Below are 12066 nucleotides of genomic sequence, written 5' to 3' on the forward strand. Positions count from 1 at the left end.
AAGGAGAATGAAAGATGATAGAGAGACAGAAGATGAGTAAAAGGGGATTCGGACTTTTCCGTACCACACATTTGGTTATGATGTTAGCAGCTATGGTCGCTTTCTTAGCGGCTTGTGGCAATTCCGATGGAGGTGCCAAGACGGCAGGTGCTAGTGCAGCAGCGACAAGCGGCGGAGCAGCCAAGGTACAACCACCAGCAGTGATCAATTACGGATATATTGGCACGAACAAGCTGAATTTCCCGGGTGGAGCTGAGGGTTGGGGCTTGTACAAAGGCATTATCCAAGAGGAACTCAAAAAGTACGGCATCACCGAAATCAAGCCGGTAGCTTTCCCGAACGGACCTGACCAAAGCGAGTCGTTAATCAGCGGTAGATTGGATTTCGGCAGCTTGGGCGATACGCCAGCGATGCTTGCTCGTTCGACTGGAGCGAAGACGAGAGCGATTACCCAGAACACAACTGACAATATTGGTTACTTAATTGGTAAAAAAGGTGGACCAACAACGATTGCTGATTTGAAAGGTAAAACGATCGCAATTCAAAAAGGCTCCTTTATGCACCGCTATATTGCCGGCCTTGTGAAGGAACAAAATGTGCCCGACGTGAAGTTCATCCATATGCTGCGCCCAGATGGTGAAGCGGCTTTGTCTCGTGGAGAAGTAGATGCGATGACGAACAGTGCGATCTTTGCTTTGAAACAAATTGAGAATGGATTCCCATTGATTGATGATGCCACCAAGCATCCGAATTTGATCGGAGGCAGCGTTACGGTTGTCTCCGAGGACTACCTGAAGAAATTCCCGGATTTCCCGAAAGTTTGGAATGAAGCGAGGCAAAAAGCTCTCAAAGATTTGCAATCCAAACCGGATGAATATTACCAATTCCTATCGCAATTAAATGGATTCACGCCGGAATTGAACAAGAAGGTTACACCGATTGAGACGATTAAAGAGGTTAATTTTAAGGATGATGGTGTGAAGCTGCTTGATGGAACGAAGAAATTCTTGGTTGAAGAGAAGTTGGCGGAGAAGGATTTTGATCTGAATCAGTGGTTACTTAAATAAAGGCGACGAGCCTATTCGGAAAGGGAATGATGACATGACTGTATCAGCACAAGTAGTTAATCAAGCTGTTTTAACTCCCGAAGTGGAGGCCAATCGTAAAGCGGATTATCCTGTTCATTCGCTATTTCTGAATCGTTGGTCGTCGCGTGCTTTTGAAGAGAAGGAAGTAACGAGTGAGACCTTGTACACGATTTTGGAGGCTGCTCGCTGGGCGCCTTCCAGCTCGAATCTGCAGCCATGGCGATTCGTAGTTGCCCAAACAGAGGAGCAGAAACTGAAGTTTCAATTGTTTATTAAGCCAAACAATCGCTTGTGGACGGATCATGCTCCTGTTCTGTTGCTGATCTTGTCTAACAAGTTCCGCCAGGATGGTGAACCTAGTGGTGCACATGCGTTTGATGCAGGTGCAGCTTGGGCATCCATTGCTTTTCAAGCGCACTTGTTAGGTCTGGCTACTCGCGCTGTTGGCGGCTATGACAGAGAAAAAGCACGTGAAGTGCTTCAAGTTCCGGCGGAGTATGAGCTTCATGCAGTGATTGCATTAGGCTACCGTGGGGCACCTGAAACGTTGGCCGAGGACTTTCAGCAGCGTGAGCTGCCGAATGGAAGACGCGCATTGAACGAGAGTATCATCGAAGGCTCTTTCTAGTTCGATGGACTCGTGGAACCGGCAGTTTGCAGCGTTGCTCTCTGTACAATTGCTTGTATCAACCGCGCACGGCATGTTCGTTCCCCTCTTGCCCAGCTTCCTTCAGGAGGTTGGGCATGTGAGTGGGGATTCGCTTTACATATGGTCAGGTGCCATATTCTCGGCCAATTTCATGATTATGATGCTGCTCATGCCCTTTCTGGGTCGCATCGGAGATCGCTACGGGCGTAAGCCTGTGATGCTATGGTCCGGATTTGGGATGACCCTCGTTACGGCTTGCATGTCATTTGCCACCGAGCCTTGGCAGTTGGCGCTACTGCGATTGGCACAGGGCTGCTTCACTGGCATCCTGCCATTCACCATGGTGCTGATCTTGATTGGAGCTGCCAAGAATAAGGTTGGCGTTTCGGCTGGCACCATGCAAATGATGGGCGAGACCGGATCGCTAATCGGACCCCTGATTGCGTCATCTATGCTTACATTTTATTCGGTACGAGGCGCGTATCCGGCTATGAGTGTGTGCATTTTGCTCGCGACCGTCAGCGTACTTTGTTTTGTCAAAGAGGGCCCCCGTGCACCTGTTGTATCTAAAATGGAACGGAGCACCTTGCTATCGGACTGGAAGCGCATCTGGCGGATGAAGCCGCTCCCCTCGCTGCTGCTTAGTGCCCTATGCATTAATTTCGCGCTAGTGGGGACGAATCCGATTATCCCCTACTACGTGCGGCAATCCACGCATACGCTCGCCTTTCTCAACGATCAATGGCTGCTCGGCATCACCTTATCGGCGACCTCTCTTGCCGTTATTGTTTTCTCCCCATTGCTGGGCATGCTCTCCGATCGCGTAGGACCTTTATTGTTGCTCAAAATAGCGACCAGCACCGCGTTTCTCCTCTGTGTCGTGCAAGCGGTGACGCACCTTTATCCGCTCATACTTGCGTGTCGGTTTACACTCGGACTATGCGTAGCGGGCATGATGCCCAATATTCAAGCCCAGGTGCGGGGCTTAGTCCGCAAGGGCATGGAAGGGCAGACCTTCGCCATGGTGAATTCCTGGATGTTCCTTGGCAGCTTAACCGGCCCACTTCTAGGAGGCGTTATCGTCGCTCATTTCGGCATTCGTGGCTGGTTTATTACCGCTATGTTCGTCTTTGGCATCAGTTGCTGGCAAGCTTTTCGTATCGGAAGTCACCAGTCGCAGAAGGCGGAGTTGGAGGTTGTTCAAGCTAGGAAGCGCGAGACTACAATTGCCAATCCAAACTAGCGAGCCCATTGGGGCTCGTTTTTTTGCCATATAAGAATTTATAAGATCACATGATAAGGCGGCTATATGTCCCTATAAACACTTTATCCCTTTTACTTTCCCCTCAAGGCATGATAATTTTATAAGTTAGAAGCAGAGCATTTTGAATTTAATGTTTCGTCCCCTTTGATAAGATGATGACAAGAACAACAATAGAGTATTGAGAGGGGCAATAATCATATGAAAAAGCTCAGTCAAACAGTCGTAAGCGCTATCGTGGTTGGTGGTTTGTTGGCGGGATGTTCTTCGCAAAGTGATAACGGGAGCACAGCATCATCGTCATCAGTACCAAGCCAAACAGACACAGCCGTGAAAAAAGAAGAAAAAGTAAAACTTACCTTCTGGAGAAACTCGGGGAATGATACGGAGAATGCGGCGTACGACAAGTTAGTAGCCTCTTTTATGCAAAAGTATCCGAATATTTCCGTGGAAATGACACCGATTCCATACTCGGATTATGACACGAAATTACGTGTATCCATCGCTTCCGGAAGTCCGCCGGACATCATGGCTCTTGATGCGCCAACCGTTGGTTCGTATGCGAACGCGGGAGCTCTTAAGCCATTGACGACGTACTTCAAAGCAGATGGCAATATGGAGGATGTTCCGAAATCAACACTAGCTACCTACACGTATCAAAATGAAATCTACATGGCACCGCTAACCGAGTCTTCGATTGCGATGTTCTATAACAAGAAGCTATTCCAAGCGAAAGGCATTCCGCTTCCTTCCAAAAACCCCGATGAACCGTGGACATGGGATCAAGTTTTGGATGCTGCCAAGAAAGTGAACGATCCAGCAAAGGGAATCTTCGGTATCGATCCTGCGCAGGGCTTTGGTAACGCGGGAGGTACAGCTTACTTCAAGTATCCAATTATATGGCAGCTGGGTGGCGAGATCATGAGCCCAGATGGTAAAACGTCCAAAGGCTACCTAGATTCACCTCAAACGAAAAAAGCCGTACAGTTCTTCTCCGATTTGTACAACAAAGATAAAGTATCTGCATTGGAGTATCCACCGGATCCGTTCCCGAACGGCAAGCTGGCCATTACGATTGACGGCTCGTGGTCCTTGGCTAATTTGAAGGAGAAATTCCCTAATTTCAAGTTGGGCGAAGACTATGATATTGCACCATTGCCAAAAGGAACAGCGCAAGCGGTAGCCAACGGCAGCTGGGCCCTCGGTATTTCAGGGAAAAGTAAGCATCCAGATGAAGCTTGGAAGTTTATTAACTGGGTAACTGGTGAAGAAGGTCAGAAAACGTATGCAAGTATGACGAAAGATATCCCATCCCGTTATTCTTCTGCGAAGGCGTTCCCAGAGCTGAATGAATATCCGAAGAACATCTTCGTTATTCAGAATCAGAAGTATGGCAGACCGCGTCCAATCACGCCGATCTTCCCGCAAATGTCAGACGCTGTGAACAAAATGTTTGAGGATGTCACGATTGGCAAAAGAAACATTGATGCGTCCATCGCAGAGGCCGTTACGACAATTGATAAAGCGTACGCAGATGTTCTAGCACAGCAGAAGAAGTAAGCAGCTCCAGATAAGTGAGACGAATCATTTTGATGATCGTCTCTTTGTCGTTGTTTCGACAGACGGCCCAGAGGTATGATATAAAGTATCCGACAGAACGGGGGGATATCATGTTTTTCTCATTGAGGAGCCGTTTGATGGCGGTTTTCTCGGTTCTACTACTTCTCCCTTTTGCCACTTTGGCCTATATCCTTAGTGAGGAAGCGACTAAAACAATCAAGTCGTCGATCGAAGCTTCAACATCTCAAACGATCGAGCAGTTCGCCTCGCATGTGGGGACGTTGCTTACGCAGGTCGAGGATACGGGCAATCAGGTGGTGAGCGCCCGAACGACGCAGGATTGGTTGACCGTACATTTGAATCCAGATAGTACGATTCAGGAACGCGTTCTCACGAAGCAACGATTGCGGGAGTATTTCTCCTCCTATGGGGTGAACAACTCCAGCGGCATTTCCATTAGTGCGTTCGCCGAGGATGCTGGCGGTGTGTGGACGCAGGACAGAACCTATAAGAACAGCGCGTGGTTTCAGGATTTTATGAATGAAAATAAACGTTGGACGACCGCACACAAAGATGTCGATCAGTCGGACGAATTTATGAGGGCGCGTTCGATTAATAGCTTCCTTTTTCCACTCGTACAGCTGCAATCGCTCAAAAATATGGGCTTCATCAAGGTGAATTATCCAACAACCCTGCTTCGCAATGCCATTGAAAAGATCCATGTGGGGAAGACGGGGAAGGTCGTTTTGCTGACGCATGAAGGCAGCAGTGTGCTGAATCAAAATCTGTCCGAAGACGGGGACATGCTGGGGAAGGGGCTTCAGCAAATTGATGCGCGTTTTGACGGGGATGTCAGTGGGATTTTCCCAATGGACGCGAAGGGGGAGACGAATCTGCTCTTTTTCCGCAAGCTGCCTGCTCAGAATTGGACAATTATCGGGAGTGTTCCTGAGGCCGAATTATATGAAAAAATCACACATATTCGCCAAACGATGCTTGTTGTTAGTGTTTTGTTACTGATCGTTGCGATATTGGCAGCCTTATGGCTGTCCGCAGGCATTACCAAGCCGCTAAGTGTAATGGGGAGAGCGATGAAGCATGTAGAGCGCGGGGAGTTTCATCAAGCGCTGCACGTGATGCCGAAGGTAGGCGTGGGTCATAGTGAAGTGAACTATGTAACAGGGGTTTTCGAGCAGATGACTCATCGGCTGCGCTATTTGATCGAGACGGAGTTCGAGACGAACTTGCGTAGGAAAAATGCTGAGTACAAAGCACTGCTGCTGCAAATCAATCCGCATTTTTATAATAATACGCTTGAAATCATTAGCGGTCTGGCCGCGATGAAGCGGGAAGACCTTGTGATGGATGCGACGGAAGCTTTGGGGAAAATGATGAGATATTCGCTCAACCTGGGTAGTGATTTGGTCCGACTAGCGGAAGAAATCGCGTATATAAGGGATTACTTGTTTATCCTTCATTTGAGGCATGAGGAGCGATTGCAGATTGTGATTGAAGAAGACTCCGCGGCTGCCCATTTCTTGATCGCCAAATTCATCATTCAACCACTGATAGAAAATGCGGTGAAGTATAGTTTAGAGAAGGATGGCGTTGCGCGGGTTACCCTAAGGACGAAGCTGCAGGAGAATAAATTGCTGATCTCCGTGAAGGATAATGGCATTGGCATATCTCCGGAATTGGTTCAAAATCTACGGGAAGAGATCAAAACGGGTGATCCTGTAGCGATTCTCAGTTCCGAGGGGCAGAGTATCGGGCTTCGCAATGTTTTATCACGATGTCGACTGAATTATGGTGAGCAATTTCATTTAGAGCTGTATTCCAAGCTTGGTGAGGGGACGGAACTTAACCTGATCCTGCCGCTAATAAGGAGCTGACAACTGAGAGATGTACAGAATCATGTTGATTGATGATGAGGTCGGCGTTCGCAACAGTATTAAAGCCAAAATCGATTGGACATCCGCCGGTTTCGAAATTGCTCTGGAAGCGGCTAATGGTCTGGAAGCCCTGCAGCTCCTTAAGGAGCACCCTCTACCGGATGTTGTCATTACTGATGTGCGTATGCCACAAATGGATGGGATTGCTTTCGTTAGCGCATGCAAGGAAAAGTACCCAGCGCTTCGTATCATTGTGCTTTCGGGCTACTCGGATTTTGAATATATGAAGGCCGCGATTCAGCTTGGGGTGAAGGATTATCTGCTCAAACCTGTAGTTCGCAGTGAGCTAACAGCACTTCTTGGCAAGCTGGCCGCGGAATTGGAAGATGACCGGAATCGCTTGCGGGAGCAAGATCAAGAGGAAATCAAAAACCATCAACAGCTGGGGCTGATGCAGGAGCAGCTTCTTTGGCAGCTGGTGAAGGATGAATGGTTCAGTGTATCCAGCATGAAGGAACGGATGGAGCAGCTGCAGTTGTCAGCGTTAGCGGTTGATGATGTTCATGCTCAGTTTGTCACCGTAGAGATGCGGATTCCACCAGGGCGCTTGGACGATTGGAGCGAGCGGAAAGACTTGCTGTACTTGGCTTTTCAGATGTTATGTCGGGAGTCCGCGCAGAAATGGGAGCATATCTATCCGTTCTACGCGATGAGTCACCCTGCAATGATACATTTTGTCATTCGCATTCAAAATGCCGAGCATGACCGCTTCTTGACTGACTTCGTGCGCAAGCTGAAGCGGGATATCCAAAGCTACCTCAAAGTAGACAGTGTGCTCGGTATTGGCGAGCCTATTAATGGCTTGAGGCAGCTCAAAGACGGCTATGCATCTAGCATGCTGGCTTGGAGTCAGGGCACGATCCATTCCGATAAGGCTGAGCCGGATCGGAATATGCTCGCCATGACGCACGCCTTTTCACCGGAGGTGGAGAGAAGGTTGATGCAAACCATCGAAAATCTCGATATGCCTGCTTTTACTAAGCAGCTGCACGCTATTTTCGCTGCGGATCGAGATACGCCGATGTTTGTGTTCACCTTTTTGACACTGCGCATCATTCTCTTGTTTAACGCCATTGCTAAGAAATTCGAGCTCGGAGATATGTCTCTGCAGAGCTATCTCTGGAACTGCCAGATGACGGTGAGAGATTACTCCTCCCGGGAGCAGGTGCTCGAGCAGCTGCACGAAATGGCCAGGCTGGTCATGGAGGAAGTGAGGAAAACCAGGTTCTCTAGCGGTCAGCAAATGATGGAAGCTATTCGCAATTATGTGGATGAGAACTTTTCCTATGAACTCACGCTAGCCTCGTTGGCCCATATGTTTCATATTAATGAAACGTATTTATCTGGATTGTTTAAGCAGAGTGTGGGTGTGACTTTTAGTGATTATGTCACGAGGTTACGTTTGAGCAGGGCTGCGGATTTGCTCAAAGAAAGTGAGCTCAAACTAACGGATATTGCTACATTGGTGGGGTACTCGAGTTCGAGCTATTTTAGTACGGCTTTTAAGAAGTTTTATGGGAAGGGACCGAAGGAGTATCGCGAGGAATTGCGAGTAAATGATTAGTACAAAGCCCTCAAAGCCATGTATGTGTATGGCTTTGGGGGCTATTTGTTGTCTAGCTAAGTCTAGAGCTGCGTTGTACAAAATAACAGGAGGTTCCAGCTGAAATCGGAAAAATAACGGGAGGTTTTCCAGTTAGTTATCGGGGGCGCGCCAAGCCGTCTAAAAAGCAGCGCTAACAGGGGTGAGCGAGGACGGGGCACGCTCATGCAAATTATTTTAAAACACAACTCCCAATGATATTGAAATCTTTCTATTCGCTGACTAGGTACAATAACGATACATCGAAATAGACAGCCAGTAGAGGGAGGAACCATGCGAAAGAAATTAGGATTATGGGTGGCAAGTGCCGCCGCGATCGTACTTCTGGGTTGGGGGGTGACGGCTTTGGTAGCAGGTGATGACATATCGACGGACTCCGCGGGGGAAGTGGCTTTCTCCTATGCAAAGGATCCGACTTATTATACGGAAAAGTTTCGTCCTCAGTATCACTTATCACCGGAGTCAGGTAATCTAAGTGACCCGAATGGGATGGTGTATTTTGATGGGGAATATCATCAGTTCTATCAAAATAGCGGTCAATGGGGCCATGCTGTTAGTCGGGATTTGATCCATTGGGAGCACCTTCCAGTTGCACTCTCTCGCGATTCGCTCGGTGAAATCTGGTCGGGCAGCGCGGTCGTGGATGCGAAGGATACGAGTGGCTTCTTTGGCGGCAAATCGGGCTTGGTGGCGATATTTACGCATTTCAAAGGCGGCCTTCAGTCGCAAAGCATAGCCTACAGCACGGATAAAGGCCGGACGTGGACCAAATATGAAGGCAATCCAGTGATTCCGAATCCGGGTTTGAAGGATTTTCGAGATCCCAAAGTGATCTGGCATGAGCCTACGAAATCGTGGGTGATGGTGGTGTCGGTCGACAATCGAGTTCAATTCTATACATCGCCGGACCTGAAAGCTTGGAAGCTCGCAAGTGAGTTCGGAAGAGATCAAGGCTCGCACGCAGCGGTTTGGGAGTGTCCGGATTTGTTCGAACTACCTGTAGAAGACTCCAAGACGAAGAAATGGGTGTTAGCCGTAAGCATCGGTAGCAACAACACGACCAAAGGCTCCACAGCCCAATACTTCGTCGGAACATTTGACGGGCACACGTTCAAGAACGACAATCCAGCTTCTGATGTGTTGTGGACGGATTACGGGAAGGACTTCTATGCCGCTGTATCCTATTCGGATATTCCGGCAAAGGATGGACGTCGCATTTGGCTGGGCTGGATGTCCAACTGGCGCTATCCGTTCGCGATGCCGACGGGGGCTTGGAAGGGCAATATGTCCATCCCGCGCGAGCTGAGACTGAGGAATATTCCTGATCAAGGCATACGCTTGATTCAGGAGCCGATCAAGGAATTGCAGACGCTGCGCGGCAAAGAAATAACGGTGAAGAAATCGCAGTTAGTCGCAGGGGTTAATCCTTTTGATTCTTTAAAAGGAACATCTTATGAGCTAATCTCGGAGCTTACGGTTCAGCCGAATAGCAAGGTTGAATTTCAACTACGTAAAGGAACTGATCAAGCAACGAAAGTCAGCTACGATGCTGAGACGGAAAAGCTAACGATAGACAGAACCCATTCGGGTATCACCTCATTCGAGAAAGGTTTCGCCGAGGAAGTATCGGCACCACTGCAGCTGAAGGATGGCAAGCTTAAGCTTCAATTCTTCGTTGATGAGGCTAGTTTGGAGGTATTTGCTAATGATGGCGAGGCTGTTGTTTCTAGCCTGATCTTCCCTGATCCCACGAGTAATCGATTAGAACTAACCGCTTCCGAGGGCAATGTCACGTTGGAAAAGGCACAGTTTTATCCGATGGAGACGGTTTGGCGGAAGGAAGATGTAGATGGCGCAACGCCACAAAGAGTAGTCTTGAACAAAACTACGCTTGATGTAGCGGTGAAAAGCAGCCAACTTATCGAAGCATCCGTTATTCCCCTGAGCGCACCTCAGGAGCTGAAATGGACATCTAGCGATGAAGGAATCGCGTCCGTTTCAGTGGTTAACGGAGGGGCAACGGTGAAAGGCGTCAAGACCGGGCAGGCTGAAATCAAGGCGACTAGTCAGGATGGAACGGTCATGTCGAGTCTCCAAGTGTATGTTTTTGATGGCAAATGACAGATGTGAATGGAGAGGTGAGTTATGGCTACTGCAGAAACGATGGAAACAATAAAAACGGTTAGTTCAAGCAAGAAAAAATCGCAAAGCTTTCGCAAGCATGAGCAAGCTACTGCCTTCTGGTTTATATTCCCGGCGATAGTCTTGCTGCTTGTCTTCGTGTTCTATCCCATGCTGCAAGCTTTTTTTATCAGCTTCAAAAACTATTCCTTAGTCGGCGCCGGTGATGTGTTCGTCGGCATGGACAATTATGTGCATCTTATGAAGGATCGCGCCTTTTTTAATAGCTTGAAGCACTCCTTTTATTTTGCTCTGATTGTGATTCCGATTCAAACGAGCATTGCGCTAGGGCTGGCCCTATTGATTCAGAAGAAAACGGCGACAGCAGGGCTGTTTCGAACACTTTATTTTATCCCGGTTATTATTTCAACGGCGGTGGCGGCAACGGTTTTTAAGCTTATTTATAACAAAGAATTTGGCCTCCTGAACAGTGTGCTCAAAGCACTGCACATGCCAGTAACAAGCTTCCTATCCGATCCGAAAACAGCAATGAACGGTATTATTGTGCTCGGAATTTGGAAGGGCGCTGGTTTTTTCATGATCATTTTCCTAGCGGGCTTGAACAATATCTCACCCGATCTCTATGAAGCAGCTAGAGTGGATGGCGCATCACGAATTCAGCAGTTTTCCAAAATCACGCTTCCGCTGCTGAACCGGACGATGGCTTTCGTGGTCATCATGACGACGATCGATGCGATCAAGCTCTCGGGCTTAGTCTTCGTACTGACCAATGGCGGCCCCAATAGCTCAACAGAAACGGTTGTATTCTATATTTATAAGCAGGCTTTCACGCAAATGAGGATGGGGTACGCGACGGCGGCGGCGTTTGTGCTTTTCGCGATTGTATTGACCATTTCGCTGATCCAAATGAAGCTTTTTAACAAAGACACAGACTAACAACGAGGAGGGATTCGCTGTGAAGAGGCTAGCAAACATCGTAACGATGATCGTCATGATCGTGATTGCTCTGATTTCTGTCGCTCCTATCCTATGGATGGTTACTGGGGCTTTTCGACCCTATCAGGAGCTTTTCAAATATACATCGCTGAATATTCACTTACTAGTTCCCGTAGAATGGACGTGGAAGAACTTTCATAATGTCATTTTCAATGCGCGTAATCCGTTCTTACGCTATATCTGGAATACATTGTTCGTGGCTTCGATCGTAACGATGCTGGTCCTGATCATTAATTCGATGGCGGCATTTGCGTTTGCGAAGCTCAGATTTCCCTTCAAAACGGTCGTATTTGCCTTATTCATGTCAGCGATGATCATCCCAGGTGAAGTAACACTCGTGCCTAACTATTTGCTGATGCACGATTTGGGCTGGCTCAATTCGTATAAAGCACTTATTATTCCTTCGATGTTGTCCGTGTTCGGCATCTTTATGCTGCGGCAATTTTTCGCCGAGGTTCCGAACGAAATGATGGAGGCCGCACGAATTGACGGAGCGAGCTTGCCGCGTACTTTTGTAGCGATCGTGCTTCCGGCGGCTGTGCCTGCGCTAATTACGCTCGGACTGATGACTTTCCTAGGTAACTGGGACTCTTATCTGTGGCCGCTCATTGTGATCAATGATCAGAAAATGCAGATGATCCAAGTCGGGATCTCCACGTTTTCCTCGAATGAGGGGACGGATTGGTCTAAGGTATTGGCGGCGAATACGCTATCTACCGTGCCGATTCTCCTACTGTTTCTATTTTTGCAGCGGTACTATATTCAAGGGATTACGATGTCGGGCATTAAGGGTTAGGGAAAAAGAAAGGGGCGTA

The 12066-nt window shown here is 48.2% G+C and carries 9 protein-coding genes; all 9 read left to right on the forward strand.

Annotation, left to right across the window (positions count from 1 at the left end):
- The first annotated feature begins 32 nt into the window (after positions 1-32).
- Positions 33-1067, forward strand: coding sequence for an ABC transporter substrate-binding protein (locus ACSQ8P_RS06795; protein WP_436234506.1), 1035 nt, complete (start codon positions 33-35; stop codon positions 1065-1067).
- Between the two features lie 34 nt (positions 1068-1101).
- Positions 1102-1716: a nitroreductase family protein gene (locus ACSQ8P_RS06800; protein ID WP_436234507.1), complete on the forward strand. Its 615-nt coding sequence runs from the start codon at positions 1102-1104 to the stop codon at positions 1714-1716.
- 4 nt (positions 1717-1720) lie between these two features.
- A complete protein-coding gene (locus tag ACSQ8P_RS06805) occupies positions 1721-2980 on the forward strand; it encodes an MFS transporter (RefSeq protein ID WP_436234508.1) in 1260 nt (419 codons plus the stop codon).
- A 219-nt stretch (positions 2981-3199) separates the two neighbouring features.
- Positions 3200-4558, forward strand: a complete 1359-nt coding sequence (locus tag ACSQ8P_RS06810) for an ABC transporter substrate-binding protein (protein WP_436234509.1) — start codon at positions 3200-3202, stop codon at positions 4556-4558.
- Positions 4559-4695: 137 nt separating this feature from the next.
- The gene (locus ACSQ8P_RS06815) at positions 4696-6450 is read left to right on the forward strand and encodes a sensor histidine kinase (protein WP_436234510.1); all 1755 of its coding nucleotides are present in this window, start codon (positions 4696-4698) and stop codon (positions 6448-6450) included.
- Between the two features lie 10 nt (positions 6451-6460).
- A complete protein-coding gene (locus ACSQ8P_RS06820; protein ID WP_436234511.1) occupies positions 6461-8074 on the forward strand; it encodes a response regulator transcription factor in 1614 nt (537 codons plus the stop codon).
- Positions 8075-8386: 312 nt separating this feature from the next.
- Positions 8387-10234: a GH32 C-terminal domain-containing protein gene (locus ACSQ8P_RS06825; RefSeq protein WP_436234512.1), complete on the forward strand. Its 1848-nt coding sequence runs from the start codon at positions 8387-8389 to the stop codon at positions 10232-10234.
- 24 nt (positions 10235-10258) lie between these two features.
- Positions 10259-11191 (forward strand): carbohydrate ABC transporter permease, encoded by a 933-nt coding sequence (locus ACSQ8P_RS06830; RefSeq protein ID WP_436234513.1) that lies wholly within the window; start codon positions 10259-10261, stop codon positions 11189-11191.
- A gap of 19 nt (positions 11192-11210) precedes the next feature.
- Entirely contained in the window at positions 11211-12047 is an 837-nt protein-coding gene (locus ACSQ8P_RS06835; protein WP_436234514.1) for a carbohydrate ABC transporter permease, read from the forward strand.
- Positions 12048-12066: the final 19 nt, after the last annotated feature.

It is taken from the genome of Paenibacillus sp. LjRoot153, assembly GCF_964253085.1.
Lineage (GTDB): Bacteria > Bacillota > Bacilli > Paenibacillales > NBRC-103111 > Paenibacillus_E.